13 protein-coding genes are annotated in these 20,765 nt (G+C 54.6%); 3 read left to right on the top strand and 10 right to left on the bottom strand.

The features are described from left to right. The 5 genes from MUU55_RS28970 to MUU55_RS28940 form a co-directional block, all read right to left on the bottom strand. Positions 1-1,669, bottom strand: a 1,669-nt coding sequence (locus MUU55_RS28970; RefSeq protein ID WP_280519176.1) for a calcium-binding protein, incomplete at its 3' end; no start/stop codon positions are given. Between the two features lie 76 nt (positions 1,670-1,745). Continuing rightward, positions 1,746-2,867, bottom strand: a complete 1,122-nt coding sequence (locus MUU55_RS28965) for a calcium-binding protein (protein ID WP_244764243.1) — start codon at positions 2,865-2,867, stop codon at positions 1,746-1,748. Between the two features lie 643 nt (positions 2,868-3,510). Then, entirely contained in the window at positions 3,511-4,818 is a 1,308-nt protein-coding gene (locus tag MUU55_RS28960) for a calcium-binding protein (RefSeq protein ID WP_244764242.1), read from the bottom strand. Positions 4,819-5,018: 200 nt separating this feature from the next. Beyond that, positions 5,019-6,359 (bottom strand): calcium-binding protein, encoded by a 1,341-nt coding sequence (locus MUU55_RS29265; RefSeq protein WP_280519175.1) that lies wholly within the window; start codon positions 6,357-6,359, stop codon positions 5,019-5,021. A gap of 440 nt (positions 6,360-6,799) precedes the next feature. Further along, on the bottom strand, positions 6,800-8,749 hold the full coding sequence (locus MUU55_RS28940; RefSeq protein ID WP_244764241.1) for an FG-GAP-like repeat-containing protein: 1,950 nt from the start codon (positions 8,747-8,749) through the stop codon (positions 6,800-6,802). Between the two features lie 1,081 nt (positions 8,750-9,830). On the opposite strand from MUU55_RS28940, the gene MUU55_RS28935 reads away from it, so the two are divergent. Continuing rightward, positions 9,831-10,073 (top strand): hypothetical protein, encoded by a 243-nt coding sequence (locus MUU55_RS28935; RefSeq protein ID WP_244764240.1) that lies wholly within the window; start codon positions 9,831-9,833, stop codon positions 10,071-10,073. 119 nt (positions 10,074-10,192) lie between these two features. Here the strand turns inward: MUU55_RS28935 and MUU55_RS28930 are convergent, their stop codons facing one another. Both MUU55_RS28930 and MUU55_RS28925 read right to left on the bottom strand, forming a co-directional pair. After that, the gene (locus MUU55_RS28930) at positions 10,193-10,345 is read right to left on the bottom strand and encodes a hypothetical protein (protein ID WP_244764239.1); all 153 of its coding nucleotides are present in this window, start codon (positions 10,343-10,345) and stop codon (positions 10,193-10,195) included. A 1,132-nt stretch (positions 10,346-11,477) separates the two neighbouring features. Next, a complete protein-coding gene (locus MUU55_RS28925; RefSeq protein WP_244764238.1) occupies positions 11,478-11,705 on the bottom strand; it encodes a hypothetical protein in 228 nt (75 codons plus the stop codon). A 454-nt stretch (positions 11,706-12,159) separates the two neighbouring features. On the opposite strand from MUU55_RS28925, the gene MUU55_RS28920 reads away from it, so the two are divergent. Beyond that, the gene (locus MUU55_RS28920) at positions 12,160-12,330 is read left to right on the top strand and encodes a hypothetical protein (protein ID WP_244764237.1); all 171 of its coding nucleotides are present in this window, start codon (positions 12,160-12,162) and stop codon (positions 12,328-12,330) included. A gap of 358 nt (positions 12,331-12,688) precedes the next feature. On the opposite strand, the gene MUU55_RS28915 is transcribed toward MUU55_RS28920, so the two are convergent. The 3 genes from MUU55_RS28915 to MUU55_RS28905 form a co-directional block, all read right to left on the bottom strand. Next, complete coding sequence (locus MUU55_RS28915; RefSeq protein ID WP_244764236.1) at positions 12,689-12,892, bottom strand: DUF982 domain-containing protein; 204 nt, start codon at positions 12,890-12,892, stop codon at positions 12,689-12,691. A 160-nt stretch (positions 12,893-13,052) separates the two neighbouring features. Further along, a complete protein-coding gene (locus MUU55_RS28910) occupies positions 13,053-13,295 on the bottom strand; it encodes a hypothetical protein (protein ID WP_244764235.1) in 243 nt (80 codons plus the stop codon). A 222-nt stretch (positions 13,296-13,517) separates the two neighbouring features. Then, positions 13,518-14,564 carry a calcium-binding protein gene (locus MUU55_RS28905; protein WP_244764234.1) on the bottom strand — a complete coding sequence of 349 codons (1,047 nt, stop codon included), beginning with the start codon at positions 14,562-14,564 and terminating at the stop codon, positions 13,518-13,520. Between the two features lie 1,210 nt (positions 14,565-15,774). Here MUU55_RS28905 and MUU55_RS28900 point away from each other — a divergent pair. Then, entirely contained in the window at positions 15,775-20,637 is a 4,863-nt protein-coding gene (locus MUU55_RS28900) for a lipase family protein (protein WP_244764233.1), read from the top strand. Positions 20,638-20,765 lie beyond the last annotated feature (128 nt).

Here is a 20,765-nt window from a genome sequence, read left to right as displayed (position 1 = left end):
TGGCGGTGATGCTGGCCTTTGCCCCGGCATAGGAGGCTGTGTCCGAGCCCGAACCGCCATAGAGCCTGTCCGCGCCGCCACCACCGTTCAGCACGTTGTGGCCGCTATTACCCTTCAGGATGTTGTCTCGCACGCTGCCCGTGCCATCTATCGACGCGGAGCCAGTGAGCGTCAGTCTCTCAACGTGGTATTCCAAGGTAAAGCTTACTGTCGAATGGACCGTATCGGTTCCCCAGTTCAATCCCTCGATCACGGTGTCGCCGACGTTGTCGACGAAGTAGATATCATCGTCGCGGCCGCCAGACATCTGGTCGGCGCCCTGGCCGCCATCAAGCCGATCGTTGCCGCTGTGACCGAAAAGGAAATCGTTCCCCCCATTCCCGTTTAAAGCGTCAGCTTTCCTGCTGCCGTCAAAATCATCGGCAAACTGGCTGCCCAGGATAGAGAAGGCCCATCCGCTGTGTTGAACTCCTCCGTCGATCCGGAAGGTATTGTTTCCCGCGCTGACGTTAACCGAGGCTCCGGCCCGGGTAAAATCCATGCTAACTTGTTCAAAGCCGGAATAGCGGTTGGAAGATACCGTGTGATCGAGCAAAAGCTTGTCGTTCTGGCCGTCTTGGGGATAGGCGCCGGAGTACACCGTTGTTTGACCAAAGAAATCCGAGATGGCCTGGAAATCTCTAGCGTCGACGACGTTTTTGCCACCACTTAATGTGAGGTCGAATACTTCAAAGCCAGAGATTTTTGTTGATCCGCCAATATCAAAATCTCCTGACTTCTGCTTGGAAAAGACAATTTTTCGCGAGGTACTATCATTAAGGCGCATGATCAGGCGATCGGTCCCGTCGCCACCAATCATTGTTGCGCCGAGCTGGCCATAAATGGTGTCATTGCCCGGTCCGCCGTCCAAGATATCGCCGTATGCCAGATCTTTTTGAACGACTGGGCGCCGACTAAAATTGTGGCTTGGATCATAGTAGGCTCTTAATGTATCGTTCCCATCACCACCATAGGCTATATCCGTCCGATCACTGCCTGTGAATTCATCGTCTCCCGCACCGAGGTCTGCGACAACGTTTCCGAGGAAATTCTCGTCATAGAGCCGTGCCCAATACTCATCGTTCGCCAAACTCCCCTCGTAGCGATAGAAAAACTGAGCAATTGGGTCGTGATGCTCGTATTGCGGTGAGGGGTAAAGTCCATTCGTCAGAACACTCCCACCATACATGTCGGCTCGGAGGATCGCGTGCAGCGTCGAACTGATCATTTGGGTGGCCGTGCCCCAAAAGTCAGCGATTTTCCCCTCAGTTGAGCGGACAGTAGTGTAGGTAAGTTGCAGGTCATTGAAGGCCAAACTATCCATACGGATCTCGTTGCCGAAGTGGAAAGCTTGCGGTTTTATGTCGACAGTAAGTATGTGTATATATTTCGTTCGTCCATTTTCGGACGCAGGTTGGATCACCAGATTTACAGCGGAGTTGTCGCTCAGGTGAGCCAGAGTGAATCCACCGATACTATCGGGTTCTCCCCAATCATAGGATCCGTCAGGGTTGAATGTTCCCTCAAACTCCATTCCCTGGCTTTTCGAATTGCTGAATTTTGTTTTCCCGTCTCCGTTACGGTCGTGAGCGATATAGGTATATCTTCCAATAATATCGCTGCGGTACATCATATCTCCAATGGGGAAAAGCCCGTATTTCTAGCGGGTCTTAGTCAATATGGCAAAATCGCCGGGTATCTCTCGTTTATAAAATGAAATCTCTAGCAGTGAAGTCAGTTACCCAATCTACGCGCAGAGAGAAATCCGCCTTTCCATCTCCGTTAACGTCTCCGTAGACATAGGAGTCGTCGCCCTTGTTTTGATAACGAAGCTCTCCCGCAGACTTGCTGAATTTGTTTTCGCCAACGAATTTGAATTCCTGGTTTCCAGCCAGTTTAGTGTTTGCGTCAATAGCGGAGAGGTGGATCTTATCCCCCGTATCTTGGGCGAAGTCGTAGATCCTGTCACGGTTGTTCATCGTGCTGTCAGAAGTCTTCTTATAGATGAAGATATCCACACCCGAACCATAACTCCCACCGCCGTAGAGTTTGTCGGCGCCTGCTCCGCCGTATATGCGATCGCGACCATCGCCACCATCAAGCACATTCGAGCCAGTGTTTCCCTCAAGTCGGTCATTAAACGATGAGCCGGTCAGGTTTTCTACAGAAGTGTATTTGTCCCCTTTGGCCTCGCCGGTGTTGGATGCTCTGTTCCAGAGACTTGCGCTTACGGCTTTTGCAGCTTGCTCGTATGTCGCCGTATCGACCCCTAAGCCGCCATCGAGCATGTCGGCGCCGGCCCCACCAGACAAAGTGTCATTCCCACCTTGACCGAAAAGTTTGTCGTTGCCGGCGTCCCCAGAGAGCCGATCGTGGCCAGCTCCACCATCCAATACGTCATTTCCGCCTTGGCCCTCTATGTAGTCGATGCCGCCTTGGCCGAAGAGCGTGTCGGAAACATCCGAACCAAAAATCAAGTCCGTCGCCCATGTGCCCTTGAAATTGGCGCTTTGGAAAAAGGCTGTCAGATTAAAGGAATAGCTAATTTCTTCGTCGCCGAGTTCGTCATATAGATAAAAGCCGTTCTGATAGGTCTTACCATTCTTGAGAGAGGCTTCACCGTTAATCATGACGGAGCCAAATTCTTCGTAATGGGTGAGCTGATCAGGCCCGATGTCGTAGTTCACGTTGGCAGACGTAACCCACCAATCATCTTCGAACTCCTCTCGCTCTAATCCGTCAATATTTATGAAGAATTGCACGCCTGCACCAGAGGAGATTATATCCAATTCCGCCTGCAGGTTGGAAGTACTGGCCAAAATTTTCATTATGATCTCACTATCCGTTGGGGCTTCTGGGTTGATTTCCAGTGATACTGTGAGAGATATATCGACCAATAATTTCGCGCAAGTATTCTAGGTAAACGATCCTGTCGATATTGGCGATGCGGATCAACTTGCCATCGAGTTTTATCGTGTCGCTGTCGATCACGCGCCACCCATGTGCGCTTCGTGGAAGCGCCGGACCCAACACTACAGGTCGCCCGTCATGCAGTGGGTCTACCTTCGGAAAACCATGTTGCTCAAGTTCCGGGATCACGGCCTTAGGGTACATTGACGCTCGCCTTTTTACCTACGACCGCGATGGCGATTCTTTGTCAGTGGCGAAGAGGGGAAGGGCTAACAAGGGGTCAGTCATCTCTCGCCCAACTTGACGTGCCGTCGGGATCACAAAAGCGGATCACTTCACGATGGCATGCGGCGCCACTCATGGTGAGCAGGTGGAGTGTTGACCGCCTCGATCAGTTGAGCCTGCGGCACTTGCTCAGCCCGTGCGCGTTACAGACTGATTTCAGCGGCTGAAGCCAAAGGAAGCCCCGCTCAGGGCGGGGCTAAGAGTTGCTGAACTTATCAGGTCGCGCTCGCCCAATTGTCCTACACTGTGGCTAAGCACTTTAGTATCGATATCATATCACAAGATGAAGTCGGAGCTCGCCAAGTCGATAGAACCGTCAAGGCGGATCGATAAATCGATATTGCCGTCGCCGTTCACGTCTCCATAGACGTAGGTGTCTTCTTTTTTTGAGTAGCGCAATTCGCCGGCGGTCCCGCTGAACTGGCTCGTTCCGACGAAAGTGAAGGCTTGATCGCCCGCCGCGGTCTCGCGCGCATCGATGGCAGACAGGTCGATTTTGTCTCCCTCGGCACGAGAGAAATCGTTGATCATGTCACGCACGGCCACGATACTGTCCGAGATGTTTACGAATATGAACGTGTCCGCGCCAAATCCGCCGAACAGTTGATCGGCGCCTAAACCGCCTACGAGCTTGTCGCTTCCTTCACCGCCTACAAGCGTGTCGTCAGCATTCATGCCAAACATTTGATCGTTTCCTGAGCCCCCGTCGAGCCGGTTGCGGGCGTCATTTCCGACAAGGCTATCGTTGAAGTTTGTACCGCGGAGATTTTCGATGGACGTGTATGTGTCGCCTTTTGCCTCACCCGCGTTTGAACTTGCGGCTCGCAGGTTCGCAACCACAGCAGATGTCGCGTTGACGTAGGAGGCGGTGTCGGTCCCGCTACCGCCGTTCAATTGGTCCGCTCCCGCGCCACCGACCAGTGTATCATCGCCCGCTTCACCAGAAAGCTTGTCATTGCCGGTACGACCATAGACGACGTCATTGCCGCCTCCTGCGTTGACGATATCATTGCCCTCTTTTGCATCGATACGTTCGCCGGCACTCGTACCGTTGATGTTTTCACTGGACGCGTTGCCCAGAATGGTATGATAGGCGTCAGCCGCGATGTCAGTGAGGTCCGGGGTTGCGTTAAGATGAAGGTTATCAATCGCGCCGTCAGCGGAATTTCCCAGCAACAGCGAGAGAAGAGGATTGGTCAGGTCGTCGAGACCAAGCCCCAACAGGTCGATGCCAGTTTGCGTGCCAAAGTTCACCGACACCGCCTCGTCGAGCACCAAGGTCGCATAGGGTTCACCGTTGCGCTCGATGACAACTTTATCGTATTTGCCGCTGGCTGACGTAGACGATGCCAGAACGCCGCCGTTGACCTCTACGTTCCACTCCCCAACATAATGGAAAGTGAAGTCTCCTCTTTCGAAAACGAATTCATTGTACGTCGCTGACACATTGCCGATGCCCAGGACAAGTGAGCCATTCAGCGACGTCTGGTCTTCGAAGCGCTCCTGTGTCGACGCGGCGCCGTTTTTGACCCAGAAGTCGTTTGCGTCCACGGTTGCACCGGATACTAGAATGATTTTAGCCATGTCACATCTCCGAGTTCAATCCACGGCTGCGGAACACAATCGAAGATGTCTCAGTTCCGTGCCCATAAAACCAAAAGATGCACGTGGTAAAAATTAGGTGGCGTGGTCCCGTATTGACGCAACACTTGCCCAATTCGTTGGACGATGAAGCTTGGTCGCGTTGGGGTTCACCCCCACTGCGAAATGGTTGTGGGCCGCTCTCACAGGATGAAATCGCTGGCCTTCATGTCGATCGCAGCATCTAGTCGTATCGAAAAATCAATGCCGCCATCGCCGTTTACGTCTCCGTATATAAAGCTATCTCCGCTGATCTTCGAATAGCGCAGTTCCCCGGCGGTTTTGCTGAACAGGTCCGAACCGATAAAGGTGAAGGCCTGATTGCCACTCATTGCCGTGCGGGCGTCGATTGCCGAGAGATCGATTTTGTCACCGCCGACTCGGGAGAAGTCGTAAATGATGTCGCGGATAGACACGCGACTCTCTGCGGCCGTGAGGAATACGAACGTGTCCGCCCCCGTGCCACCATAGAGCTTATCAGCACCTGCTCCGCCGATTAATTTGTCGCTACCCTCGCCGCCGGATAGGCTGTCGTCGCCCGCCTTGCCGTCAAGGCGGTTGTCTCCAGAGTTTCCCACAAGTGAGTTCGCACCCGAATTGCCCGCGCCGTTTGCCGAGAGCAGTCCCGTCAGCGTTAGGTTTTCGACGTTTGCGGATAGCGTGAAAGAGATAGCAGATCTGACAAGGTCAGTTCCACCGTTTGCCGCTTCAGTAACGGTATCTCCCGCAGTGTCGATGTCATAGGTGTCGTTGCCAGCGCCGCCGGTCAAGGTGTCTAAGCCCGCGCCCCCGATAAGGCGGTCGTTACCGTCGCCACCGACTAGCGTATCGGCACCTCCGCCGCCATACAATGTATCGTTTCCAGCGCCACCATCGAGGTAATCGTTTGACGAGTCATCTGCTGCTAGATAGCCGGGTCGACCGACATGGACTTCGGGATCAATCAGCGTGTCAGTATTGCCATTATAGTTGATGATAATAGAAAGAAACGCGCGGGATACACTTGTGGGGCTCCCCCCGTATATAACATCGTCGCCGGTGTTACCGTACAGCTGATCGGCACCGTAACCACCGAGAACATAATCGTTACCCGCCCCAGCTAAGACTTCATCATCTCCGCGCTGAGCGTTGACATAGTCGTCGCCGCCCCCGGCAAAGATAATATCGATGCCTCCCGTCGCCACGATGTGGTCACTTCCCGATCCCACCGAAGCTGTTTCGAGATCCAGCGATCCGTCGCCATAAATTGTTGTGCCAGCTTGCATCTCCGGCTCAACGTCAAGAACACCATCCCGATAAAGATTTAGATCGAATATGTCGGTGCCGGCACCCATTCGATAGGTATTTAAAATGACGCCCCCCGATATCAGTGAGGGATTGTAAACCAAATCATTTCCATCGAGCGCATCTACGGAATAACCGTAGGTATATTTCTCATTCCTGCCTGGAATACCGACGAAGTGTCGGTCGACAATTTGTCCCATCACTAAGCTCCTTAGTCCAGAGTAGATCTCGCAGAGGTTCCTGTTTAGCACGCAGCAGGCACTATAGCGTGATTTCCTGAGATCGCGGCGGAACATATAGGTAAGGTACTACAGCAGATGAGTTCATGCGGGCTGCATGACACGTCAGGGTAGGTTTGCGAACCGGTTTCCGGCGTTTCCTTCCCTCTAGAGCTGCCAAGCAGTGTCGCAGGCCTTACGAAGCACTCTCTTGTCTTTAATGGGGTCAGGTGCAAAACGCGCGCAGATCATGGTGCACGATACGACCGCAGAACCAGCCACTTCCAAGGCTGCGTCTATCTCGTTGCCGCTATGCTTTGGCTGCTATGAATGTCGATTCGGCCTAGGTCGGCCGCCGCCGGAAACCAGGCTTGCGACCAATTGTTCCTCACAGTGAATTGACGATTGGTATTGACGAAGCGTTATAGAATGAAGTCGCCCTTGACGAGATCGATTGTGTTGTCGAGGCGAAGCGCGAAATCGGCCTTGCCGTCGCCATCCACGTCGCCGGAGACGAAGGTGTCGCCGCTCTTGTGGAAATAGCGCAGCTCGCCGGCCTTCTCGGAAAACGCCTTCTCGCCAATGAAGGTGAAGGCATCGTTCTTGCTCGTGGCAGCGCGGGCATCGATGCCGGACAGGTGGATTCGGTCACCCTGTGTCTGCGAAAAATCATGGATCATGTCGCGGGCGCTTGCCGTGCTGTGCTTAGTGCTGGTGAAGACGAACAAATCCGCACCGGTTCCACCGTAGAGCCTGTCGGCTCCGGTCCAGCCATAGAGTTTGTCGTTGCCGCTGTCGCCAAAGAGCTTGTCGTTACCTGCGGCACCATTCAGGACGTCGCCACCATCGCCGCCGCCGATACGGTTCTCGTTCAGATCGCCGGTCAGCTTGTCGGCATGGGAGGAGCCTGTAAGGTTCTCGATTGAAAAATACTGGTCTCCTTCGGCGTCTCCACTGTTTGCGCTTGAGAAGGAAAGCTTCGCGAGAACGCCTTTCCCTGCATCTGCATAAGAGGCCGTGTCGCTGCCGGTTCCTCCAAACAGCTTGTCTCTGCCTGCCCCTCCAGTCAACGAATCGTCACCACTGCCGCCCATCAAGAAGTCATTCGCCTTACCACCTAACAGTGATTGCGAGCCTTTTCCGGCCAGCATCACGTCTGCGGATGAACTTCCCACAATCTTGGCACCATCGGCGAATTTTTGGCTTTTGAAGACGCGAACAACGATGTCACCATCGCGAACATCGGTCTCGACAAGGTCAGCGAGCCCATCCTTGTTGATGTCAAAAACTTCAAGAGCTCCACCTTCATCGAGTGGTAAATACTTGAGGGGTAGCTGTTTAAAATGGTTGAACCCGTCGTTTATGTAAATGTGTGCCGATCCGCCTGTCTTATCGACTACGAGGTCGCGAGCCCCATCGCCGTTAAGGTCCGCGAATGTACTTCGGACGCTCCAGTCTGCCGTGCCAGGCTGTCTGTCGAAATACGTTGAAGTTTGATCGATTAACCTACCCTTACCATCAGAGATCAGCACTTGAAGTTTGGTGCCAACGTACCCGCCCGTCTGAAGGGTGAGAATGTCGTCAAGCTTGTCTCCGTTGAAATCGAACTTTATCGAATCGATAGTCGAGGTCTTTAGGCCGAAAAGGGGTTTGGGAAGCGGGAATGATGAATGGGTGAACTTCCCAGCACCATTGTTCAATAGCAGGACATGAGGAAAGTCGTTCTCGGATCCGAGAAAGAGGTCAGAGTCTCCGTCTTTGTCGGCGTCGAAGAACAACGTGGTGGGGGAGTTTCGACTACCGTCAATTAAGTCCTTCGGAAGGCCGACGGTACTTGCTTCAAAATTCGCACGCCCGTCATTGACGAGAAAGTGGGGGGTACCAGTGCTCGAATAGTTCCCAGCGTATAGGTCAATGTCCCCATCGCCATCAATGTCGGCCGCGCCCGCCGAGTGTGTAAAGTCTGATATTTGTGGGAGTTGGTCGGTAGCGTTTTTGAAGCCGCCACCGGCTTTTGCCAACAGCAGAAGATTTTGGTGCCCAGGGAACGGGTCCTGGTCAAAGCCATGATCCGCAACGAAAATATCTATAAGGCCATCACCGTTGAAGTCTGCGCTAACGATTTGGCGCGCGTGCACGGTCGTCGCCTTTTCGCCGCTGATGAGTGAGTGAGAAGGCAGCTCAAAGCCGCCAATTTTGTTGTTCAACAAGACGCCCATAGGAATCTCGTCGATAGGCTTAATCCAGTCGAACGAAGCCCAGACGATATCTCGATAACCATCACGATCCACATCAATCGCAAGAGTTTCGTGGAAGCTACCTTTGACGTTGGCGGCAAGAGTAAGCTCCTTTACGGTGTAGTTCTTGAACATTATTCTTCCCCCACCAGGTTCGAGATAGCGTCCTCCTTCCAAATTTTGGCGTCAAGCCGAGTCCAGCACGTTTTTCATGGCAGCAAACGGCAGGGTAGGAATTCCGCCGCGGCTGAAGTCGCAGCAGGCGGTGGCCCTATCCTTTGCAGAAAATGTCTCAAGCAGGTATTGGCGCGGTTCGGTCCTACTACGGCGCCGGCCGCTCAATCAAACACGAAGGGCCTAAGGAACGAAGGAGAGCGCGGCGGTTCAATAGCCATGCGTTCTTGGCCTATTGCCCGTCGTTAAAGCGGTAGAACATCCGAGCTGAGGCTTCCACAACCGAGCGATGCTTCGCCGGGTCGGAAGTCGAGCCCGGAAAGGTTTCGATAAGGTACTTGGCGAAGCTCAGGCGTATGGCCTCGTCCTCCGCGCCACGCTCATCAGTTTCTCGGCATTTGCCCAGACGAGCACCGACGACGCTTCCGACACCACCAACGCGGGCGATCAGGCCCAGATGCAGATGGACGACGCGACGGCCAACGTCTTCTACAGCGGCGTGAAGGCCCGTAGCTGCGGCGGGAAGCCGAGTGGCCGAAGAATTGGGCGGGGCTCAATGATGAGCAGCGCGCCAAGATGAAATCGGACTGCTCGACGAATGGTGCCGCAGCTCGTAGCGAAGGTGACACCCGTGTCTGCGCCTGGGCCGGCAACAACTGAGCAGGCGTGAGCGCCGCCAAGGGGGCTCTGAGCGATCAGGGCCTTTTTTCGTACCCTGTCGCGCGCCAATCGGGATCATTTTGCTATGTCCCTGCCGTCAGACACGTTTCTCGCGCTAACTGGCGGGCCTTGACGGTCGATCGGCCATCGTTGCCTACGTCATATGTAATAGCGCCGCGGCTTGATAACGCGCATAATCCATGCGTGCCAATCCGTGGATGGATAAGGACTCGGCTCAGCGATGGGCCGGGTCCTTTTGATTTATTGTCGCTTCCTGTTTCGCGCTTAACTCACTAAAAATATTGGCTTTTTCCGGGAAATTGCAGGAACATCGCGCTGCCTTTGCTGTTTTCAAGAATATTGGAAAACATGGGAGGGTGAGATGCTTCAGATATCTCTCGGTAGCGGCTTCGGTGCGCAGGAATATGGCCTGCGTGCTTCCATAAAGGCGGCCGTAGCCTATGACGAGCTTTGCTCTGGTTATGTGATCCAGATTTCGTTCCAGCCCCAGGCCGTCGTTATCGAAGGAAGGATGCCACCCGTGGTCGCTCGGCGAGCGCGATCTGTTATTAGCGACGTGGCGGGATCGATCGCCATTTGGGACAGGACGTTCTGGCTTGAATGACGACGTCCAGCGCGCCAGTTGGGCAAGGTAGGGCTGATAGATGTTTTGTGGTCGGTCGCTCTTGGGGCGCTATCGCCATTCGTTCAGGTGCGCCAGCATCCTTCCGCGCGCATGGATGCTCACTGCGCGGCGGTTGCGGCCACGGCATCGAAGTTGATTTCCGCAGGGGCGACGCTCTGGTTGCTGAGGAGAGGCATCACCAGGATCGATCCGAACATCACGATGAACATCGACAGCAGGCATCGGCCGATAAGGTTGATGCGGCGGGGCATTTGCTCTCCAAAAAGAAGAACCCCGCAGCTAACGGGGCAAAGAGGTTTGGACCAGTGCCGCGGAGTAACTGCCGACTGCCGCTCTTGTTCCGCAGGACCGGCGGTCACCACAACTGGGCTTTCGGCATGATGCGCGATACGCCTTCACGGGTACGTCACAGTGCAACCCTAAATTCGCATGGGTGACTGGGTCTGCACGGGAAGATATTCTCTATTGCGTTGTGCATCTCTTCCTCAGTGGAGGACGCTCAAGACAATTGGATGGAGGCAAGATGTCCGAGAGTCTGTACGGCACACTGATTGTGACGGGAGCGAACTTTACGACAAGTTCGAATGTGCAGGTATTGTTGACGACTGCCGACCCATCTGAGTATTGGCATTTTGGAAGCATGGTCTATGAGCCAGCGAAGAATAGGCTTCATTGGATGTACCGTCGGGCGGCGATCCACACCTTGGCCGCAAGCGCGATATGTACATGTTTTCCGATGATGGAGGTGCCACACTGTGGTCGCATGACGGTATCGGAAACATTGTTCCAGGTCCGTCCCCGATCCTCACATCGCAAAACGGGCGCGACTACCGCGATCTATGCATGGGTATCACAACAGCGGGGGATATCATCGCGGTTTACACCGATGTCCCTCTCGGTGGAGGCGCCACAGTTGTCAAGATGATGCGCTCGACGGATAGCGGCAAGACCTGGAGTGCGAGACCGAACATCTACACGCACCCGAGCACAAGTGTGCGGGCATATGGGCGTATCAAAAGTATCCCGGGCAACGGCGTCAGCCGCATGGCATTCACAATGTATCGCTCTGACACCGGTGATGTGTGCGTCTGGTACTCAGATGACATGGGCGACATCGGAGGGGCCGGAGCGTTGATTAACTCAACTTCCGCGTGATCGTGACCGAGCAGTCAACGACATCCACGGCGGTCGCTATTCGAGATCTTCAGAACCTCGTCAGCCAGCAAGCCGGCGATATCAAGGTTGCGCGCAAGACTCTTGAGCGGATTGAGGCGGGGCAGCGTGGACAGAGCGAGCGGTAGAAGCAGTGGCTCCGACCGCCCATTACGCAGAAGAAGCCGGGCCTGGCGTCCGGCTTCTGAATTCCATGTTCACGATCGTCGATCAGGCCGCGGTGTCAATCTGGGCCGGGCTGGCAACTTGGATTGCCTTGATCATGTTTAGCAGATTGCCGATGGCGGCTGTCTCTTCTTCGATCCGCTCCGCCGTGGTCTTGCCGTCGGGCCAGGCGAGAGACACACTCTTGCGTTCCATAGCGACAAGACTGTCCCGATGTTTCTTCCGGTCGAGCATCATCTCTGTGAGCTTAAAACGCAGCTCTGCATTTCCCATTTTATCACTCCTAACGTCAGCCCCGCGCGATTAATGCAACGCGGCGACGAAAGAGTCCAGACTTGTAGTATAGAAAAGGCTATTCGGCTCGCTAAACAATATTGAGGATCTGGCTTGCCATCTAGGGGTAGATTACGCGACGCGACGCTATTGCCGTAGCGAGGCGGGAAGCCCTCTCTCCATCAAAGCTCTCGCTGCCTCACCGGCAACCGTTCCCGAAGCGACCGTGAACCATAGGCGGACAGCTTCGTTTAATAGGCGCGGAGCCTTTCCGCATGCGACGGGGCGCGGATCGCGAATGGTCCGTGCCTCTTGATTTATGAATATCGCGTGACATAACGCCCGATATGTGGACTTCGCGCTAGATGAGCGTATGTTTGACGCATTGGTAGCAGACTTTTCAGGGCGCTACCTCGGAGCTTAGCAACCTTCGCCCCAATGCGAGAGGTGCGCCATGAGGCTCAACTCCATCATTCTATTTCAAGAAAATGAAGAGTGGATCGTCGTTGTCGTCGAGGACGGCGAAGAGACACGCAGGACGTTCGCAAACGAACGCTTCGCAAAGAACTGGCACGACGGGCAGCGGCTCCGCCTCGGACTGGAGGTGGCCAATGATGATGCTTGAGAAAATTGGCGATTTCCCGCTAGCCGCCATCTTCCTCACCGTCGGAGCCGTCTGGTTCGCAGTCGTCACGATTGGCTGGCGATTCATTAGCCGCGGGTGAAGCCTTGAACGTCTCGCGGTGTGACCTATCTGGACTGTCGCAAGGGATATTGCCCCCTTCGGCATCCGGGAGCGGGATGGGCACGGTCTACGAGGAATCGTGCCCATCTTGTTCCGCGAGAGCAGCGCGCTATCATCCTTACATCGTTCGGGAGCATGTCAGGTGCAACTGGCATTCGCCTAGTCGATAAGGCCCTGCGCATTTCTCCGTTTGGGCAGGGCCTTTTTCAATCAATCTTTGATGTAGACGTCTGCCTCGTCAGCCGCGTCGCGATGTCTCCGGCTCGGCCTCATTGGCAAGCACCGCGAGGCAAGCCGCGTGTGCCTTCTGCCAAGCCGCGCCGCCGTCAACCGGCCACTCAAGCAGGACCCGCGCCGCTTCGGCCGCGCTTGAGATAGTTCGGTAGACGCCAAGCGTCAGCGTTTCGAAGGTAACGGGCTCGCTCCAACGTCCGGTCTTCATGGCATCCTCCTACGCAAAAAATCGCCCCGCGGGGGAGGCGGGGCAAAAGAGGCTCGTTCAGTGCGATGAGAAAACGGGCCGTGGTTCCAATTGTTCCTCAGAGCGAGTTGATGATTGCCGATGCCCGCTCGATGAAGCGAGACCTGCTGACGTCGCGGGGTCACGCGGTGCCTGCGTCATCTTTCATTTCGATCAAGCTTGCGAGATCGAGAAGGAGCCTCTGGACGTCTGGCCCTATCCTAGAGGTGTTGGCCTCAATCGTCATCCGGAGATTGGCAGCGTAATGTGTCGGGTCGAGGACGCCAGCTTCGTGAAGCGTTTTCACGAGGACGACGAGGGCGTTGGTATGAGCTGCATGAACCGCTGAAATAGCATTGATGATCTCGTCGGATTTCTTGGTCATTCACGGTCCTCCCAGATTAGTAGAGTGCCTGATTTACTCCATTCCCGGAAGCTCGCCGGCCTGAAACAGGATCGTGGGCGACCCGTAGTCGCATGTTTTTCCCGAAAGAAAAGCCCCGCGCGATGGCGGGGCGAAGGCTGAACCTAGAAAGTGGCAGCTGAGGAACGATCGCCGTGGCGATTTGTTCCTCAGAGTGGATTTAGGGGCGGTATGAACCGGTCGTCATAGGATGAAATCGCCCTTGACGAGATCGATGGTCTTGTCGAGGCGAAGCGCGAAATCGGCCTTGCCGTCACCATCCATGTCGCCGTAGACGAAGGTGTCGCCGCTCTTGTGGAAGTAGCGAAGTTCGCCGGCCTTCTCCGAAAACGCCTTCTCGCCAATGAAGGTGAAGGCATCGTTCTTGCTCGTGGCATCGCGGGCGTCGATCGTGGACACATCGATACGATCACGTTCCTTGTGCGAGAAATCGTAGACCATATCCATTCGGCTTGCCGTACTGTCTTTGGGGCTGGTGAAAACGAATACGTCTTTCCCTGCGCCACCATAGAGCTTGTCCGCTCCGCTCCCGCCGACCAGCCTGTCATTGCCGGCTTCGCCCCTTAGAGTGTCGTTTCCGCTCTTCCCATCAAGCGTGTTCGCGCCGGCGTTCCCACGAATGGTCTGGGCGACATTGTTTCCGGTAAGGTTGATCGCCTTAGTGCCCGTTAGCTTCGTGGTTTCCAGAACCTCAATGAGCGCGCTGTTCGCCAGCGTGAACGAAACCCCAGCTCGCACGGTGTCAATGGGGTTATCCTCATTGTCGAACTGACGGACCCAGGTGTCTTCGACCTGATCCTTGGAGCTTCCGACGATGAATGTATCCGCTCCCGCTCCGCCGACCATCCAATCGGAACCCGCGCCTCCGTCGAGATACGCACCGTTATCTGAGGCGAACAGCGTGTCGTTTCCAGCGCCGCCGTAGAGCTGGTCGTCGGACCCACTTCCTCTCAATGTGTCGTTGCCGTCTTCGCCGTAAAGACGATTGATGCGAGTGCCGCCGCTTATTTCGTCGTCGCCGATCCCGCCCCATACATAGTTGTCGGCGAAGAAGCCGCCTTTCAGCGTGTCATTCCCACCGTAGCCATATATTTCATTAGTCATCCCGAAGACGTCGCTGTCGCCGACAAGCCTGTTGTCTTTGGAATTTCCCTTAATGATCCCCATCTTAGCCCCTCGCACTCTATCGAATCTCGTGCAATCGATAGGCGAGGTATCGCCATTTTTCAAACGTTTTTCGTGTTCGCCTGGCGGCCAAATCGGCGTAGTTACTGCCAGATAGCCTTCGGCGTCTCGGCTATGTGGATCAGCGATGCGCTATTCGTTTTCGTCGTCCGGCGGTTCAAGCCGGCCGAAGAATAGACGTCGTCGCCCTAGAGACGCCGACCAGGGAAAACTGGCGGCTTTTTTGTGTCTCACGCACCACCGACAAAGCTAACCCCGCCTTCGGGCTCGATGACTGCGCTCTCTTCGGCGTCGAGATATCCGTGCCCGACGAGCCAGTCACGGACCATCAAGGTTAGCGCGGCTTCGCGTCCCAATGCCGCTTCCCTAGCGAATTTTACGATGCCTCCTCGATATCGGGGGAAAAGTGCATTGTATTGCCTCGCAAAAAGAAAGCCCCGCCGGAGCGGGGCGAGGCGTGTGCATCAGGTTCCGTTCCAAACGGATGCCTTCACCTTATCACGCGAGAGCAGTAGGTAAAGACGGAAGACCGCACAGGGACGAGCGGCCTTCCGTGCGGTCGGGCTGGGGTGTGCTGGGAAAGGACACGTCGGCCGCGATCACAAACCGAGCAGGCGGCAGTTTGTTCCTCACAGCGATCCGCGCATATCAAATCCCGTACAGCAAACGAACGAATGGGGTAGCCGTGCCAAGGCCGGCCGCCAGCAAAAAGACGCCCAGGATGATCCACAGCGCGATGTCTTTTACCATGCCAGCTTCACCGCATGACCTTGCATATAGAGGTGGCCACCTGCTTGTTGCATCGCATCGCAAGGATGTGATGGTACGCCAGTGAGGCGATTGCCACACAGGCCTCACCCTCATCCCACCCTGCCTGAACTACCTTCCAGATCAACTCCTGAAACGCCGCTTCAAGCTCCTGCTCGCAGAGCATGAATCTATCTTCGCCGCGTTCGTCAGAGCGTGGTCCCGAATTGCCTGTCCCTCCAGCATTATGAAGATCTGCTCTCCTATAAACCCTGTAAGCTTTATTCCATCCGTCTCGCTGATGCGAAGTATTCTACAGAAGTTCGACGAAGATCTGATTCTCATTTCGTGGCATTGCAAATAATACTAAATATTTTGAATAGATATTCCGGATTTCAATGGCTTTGGGAAAAAGGTACGAATATTTCACCTTGGTGTGAAGAAAATATCTTTATGCGTTGGAGTTTTACAGCTACGCTAGTGTATTACTCCGGTCCTGCGAGAAAACATGGCTATTAGAGAGTTCGAAATCCGCGGGGGGCTCAGCCTTGTTATCGACGAGGTGGATAATCCGAATGGCGGTTACAAGTCCGTCATATCTGGAGCGACCACGACGAAAACGTACCACGCCCACTCGTTGTCAAAGCTGAGCCTGAAGACGACTGAAGGGTCGAAGGAAGTAATCGGCGACGTGGAGAGCTGGAGCCTGATAAACGGTGGCAGCCAGATCATCATTTCTGTGCTGGCCGGAGGAAAATACACAGCCAGCATTGATGTTAAGGGGTCGAAGTCCGGTTCTTACACGTCATATGACGACCCGCATACGCTTTATCTCTACGATATCAAATCGGGTAAGATAGAGCAGCTTGCTTCAGGCAATGCGGATTGGCGTGCCCCCGCAGCGAACTCGGCCACGATTACATATTGGTATGATGCCAACACCAATCCGTACCGGGAGACCTGGAACAACAAAGGAACCACGGTCAATAAAAATCAAAAGATTGAAACCCAGTCGAAGGAAGCACTTTTTCATATTTATACCGAGTATGGCGACGCCTTCACATGGTCGGCGGAGATTGCCGCTTCAGTCGTCAAGGGGGAGCAGTTCCTCGATGCGGGCAAGGGCGATGACTGGATTCAACTGCCTGACATCGCCGACTTCAGCATCGGATTGGGGCTTGTCTGGAATCCCGTAAAACTCGTGAAGGCCGGGGCTGGGAATGACCTTGTCACCGGCGGAGATGCTGACGATCGCGTTGATGCCGGTGTCGGAAACAACAATGTTACAGGGCACGCCGGGAACGACACAATAACAAGCGGATCCGGGGCCGACATTATCTGGGCCGACGGTGTAAAGACTGTGGGCGCGAAAAGTGTTTCTGACGAAGTCACCGGAAACGATGTCGTTCGGGCTGGCGACGGCGGCAATTTTGTCGTTGGGGGCGGAGGAGATGACGACCTCGTGGGTGGTGCCGGCCAGGATATCATCTGGGGAGACGCCGTAACCTTTGGTGCCGGCACCGATCACGATGACGTCAAGAGCGGTGCTGGCAATGACACGATAAATGGTGGTGGTGGTGCCAACTGGCTTTACGGTGGGTGGGGCAACGACACCATTACTAGCGGCGATGGCGTCGATTATATTTGGGCGGATGCGCTCAAGTGGGACGGAGCCAGCGGCCGGCGCATTTCCGTTCTTCAATCGGCCGGCAATGACGTGATCAGTGCCGGCGACGGTTACAACGATATTTTTGCAGGCGCAGGAAACGACACCATAACCGGAGGCAAGGACGTTGACTTCGTGTGGGCGGACGGGACCGAAACGAAGGATGGTCAGCGACAGTCGGACACAGGAAAAGGAAACGACACCGTCAAAGTGCGTGACGGCAACAATACCGTTATTCTCGGTGCTGGAAGGGACATCCTCCTAGCCGGTAGTGGCGACGACCTGATCTGGGGTGACAATGTAGCCTTGAACGAAGCCGGCGATTGGGAGGATGTCGGTGCGAATGCCGACGTTGACGATATCAATGCAGGCGACGGAGCAAATTTTGTCTACGCAGGCGGTGGAGAAGACACGATCAAGACGGGATCGGGTGACGACTATATTTGGGGTGACGGTGTAGCGTGGAACATTGCCTTCGATCGCCTAATCTCCAGCGCTTCGTCGTCATTTGCCGATAAGATTGATGCAGGTGACGGAAACAATTCTATTTTCGGCGGCGGCGGCGGTGACACGATTACTGCCGGAGACGGAAATGATATCATCTGGTCTGATGGGGTCTTGCTTGACGGAGCCGGCGATAGGATTGCCGATAATACCGTGGGTGACGACACCGTCGATGCGGGGGACGGGAATAACCTGTTTCAAGGAAGTGCCGGAAACGACCGTCTCAAGGGTGGAAATGGGATCGATACCTTCAATTATCAAAACGGGTCGCTTCAATATTTCAAGGCCGGAACCGTTCAAGAAATCGATGGCGGCGATAATCCCGTGTCGGCGAAAAACCAAGATGTAGACACCCTAGAGCTTGAGGGATCTATCAGTGACTACAAAATATCGGTCACCTTAGGCACGACTTGGGAAACGACGACGACAAAAATTGTGAAACTAAGCGGCAACAAGACAGAATACACATTTGAAACAAAAGAGATCGAGCTCGCGAAATTTGAAGATTTCACGCTCGGTGATCCCGTTAAAACCACCTCAAAGAACGTAAATTTAGAAGCAGTTAATTTAGCCGTTGAGGCTTACAAGGGAGACCTCTCCAAAGCGCCTGTTGTCCAGCCTGACTGGGAGAAGCGCGGCTGGAAGCCGGTCGAAGCTATTCACCTCGGTATTCAGGCTGTAGATACAGATGCTTCGAATCCATATCAAATGCGGGGTGGACACTTTACGGCGACCAATCCCAATTTTCCATGGAACCACGCCGATGCGCAGGTTCTCATCGGCAATCTCGATGGTGTTGCGACGTTGTCGGTCGCATTCCGTGGCACTGATGAAGGCCCCGACAATGGATTTAGGGATTTCATCGATTACGGGAGGTTCACAAACCATCTCGAGCGTTTTCGTCCGCTCCTGGATGCCCTCACAAAATTTGCCGCGAATGACAGCAATGGTATCGACCGGATCCTGCTGAGTGGACATAGCCTTGGAGGGGCAACCGCTCAGATGTTCCTGGCGGAACTCAAAGCGAAATACCCGGATCTCTATAAGATCACGTCCGGCGTAACGATCGGTTCTCCGGGTGGCGATACTGACACGTCGAAGCCGATCGTAGACAACACGAAGTTCATCAACTTTATGCATACCGATGATGCCGTCGGTATGATCGGCGACTATGGCGACGCACTGTTCGGCGGAGCAAAGATGGCGCTGCTTTATGGCGCGTCCAACCTCCTGACGCCACTCGGCCAAATCATGGCGGGCTACGCACTTGATAGCATCCTGGAAGGGAAAAGCCGCGTTGGGCCGGTTGTTCGCCTGGTCATCAACAAAGACGATAGTCTTGGCCTTAAAGAGCACACACGCGACTATTATCTCCGTAGCGTCGAGGCAATGATCGAGGTGCAAGGCGAGCATAAATACGTCAAGGAGCTGGAGTTCATAACCCGTGCTCCAAGCACGCTAACGAAATCTTTCGACCGCCAGTTCGCGATTGGCACCACTAAAGCCGATACCATTCAAGGTGAGCGCGAAGGAGAAATGATTTTCGGGCGCGACGGCGCGGACAAGATCTTCGCCGACGGGGGCGACGACATTATTTTCTCCGGGAGGAAGGCGGACCGTGTGCAGGGCGGTACAGGAACAGACTCGCTGCAGGGAACCGTTGTCGAGCTTGCCGGCGACCGGATGGAGGATTTTTCAGGAGGAGAAAAAATCCGGGTTTGGCAGCAGACGCTTTCGCTAAAGGATGTGAGATTTGAAGACAACACGATATGGGTGTCGAAATCCGGCAAGGCGTTGTTTGATGTCGATGTAGCGCCAAGCAGCAGCCTCGAAAACCTGTTCTTCGGGTTGGACGGCAAGTTTTCGGTCGTTAGAGGCAGGGAAAATGACACTGCCTACACCGACATCATCTTCACAGGCGGAATTGTCCGAAAATTCACCAACGTGGCCACCGCAACGGCGTCCAAGGGCGATCAATCTGTCGAATGGTATGGCGGATCTGGGGCCGACACCCTTTTGTCCTCGACGGGTTCGGACAAATTGGGAGCCGGTGCCGGCAATGACACACTGGATGCCGGGGGCGGAGACGATATTCTTTTTGCGGGTCTTTCCGGCACCAAGAAGCTTCGCGGTGGTGACGGTAAGGACACCCTCGATCTGAGTGAAGCAAAAGTAGGCCTTAAAGTGAATTTGACCAGCGGCAAAGTTACCGGAGAGTCAGTCAAATATGCGATAAAATCATTGGAGAATGTAGTTGGCACGGATTTTTCGGACAGCATTGTTGGAGACAAGAATGCGAATATTCTGGATGGCCGCGGCGGGGCTGACAATCTGAGGGGGGGCGCCGGCAATGATATATACTTCGTCAATGTTTCGGGAGATAGAGTTACCGAGAAGGATGGCGAAGGGAAGGACACAGTTAACAGCGCCGTCAGCGTCAATTATACATCCCAATCCGTCGAGAGGATCACGCTTCTGGGCGTGAATGACATCAGGGCGACGGGAAATTCGCTGGCCAATGTCCTCAAGGGAAATTCCGGCGACAACACACTCAACGGCAAGTCGGGCAACGATCAACTGCGCGGCTATGCCGGCAACGACACGTTGATCGGTGGCGCTGGCGCCGACAAGTTAGATGGCGGCAATGGTGTCGACACGGCATCCTATGCGGGGGCCAAGCTGGGCGTTGTCGCTAATTTGAAGACAGCGGCGGCTAACACGAATGATGCAAGGGGCGACACCTATACGGCTATCGAAAATCTGACTGGCACAGCTTATGCCGACGTGCTGAGCGGGAACAATGTTGCCAACCGTATTTCGGGTGGGAAAGGGGACGACGCAGTCAATGGCGGACGTGGTACCGATACGCTGATCGGTGGAACGGGTCGGGACATATTCCTATTCAACAGCAAGCTTGGCTCAACTAATATCGACGCGATCGCCGACTTCTCGGTGAAAGACGACACTATCTGCCTGGACGACGACATTTTCATCCGGGCGGGGAAGGTCGGAAAGCTGCTTTCGGTTGCGTTTTTTGTGGGAGGCGAGGCCGCCGACAAGGATGATCGCATCCTCTACGACTCCAAAACCGGCAAGCTCTGGTACGACGCGGATGGTACTGGCTCTACGAAAGCCGTACAGTTCGCCTTGCTCGACAAAGGTCTCAAGATGACATTCGCTGACTTCGACATCATTTCTTAAGATTACGATAGTGATGATCGTCGATCATGCCTGTTGTTGGGCCGATGCCAGGCAGGTTGCAGGTTTCAAATCCGGGTGCCAAACTCCCTTATCCAACATAGGGAGACTAGAAATGGCATGGAAATTTC

It is taken from the genome of Shinella curvata (assembly GCF_022899935.1).
GTDB classification, from domain to species: domain Bacteria; phylum Pseudomonadota; class Alphaproteobacteria; order Rhizobiales; family Rhizobiaceae; genus Shinella; species Shinella curvata.
The sequence above is the reverse complement of the archived record's forward strand: the minus strand, read 5'-3'. Positions and strand labels throughout refer to the sequence as shown.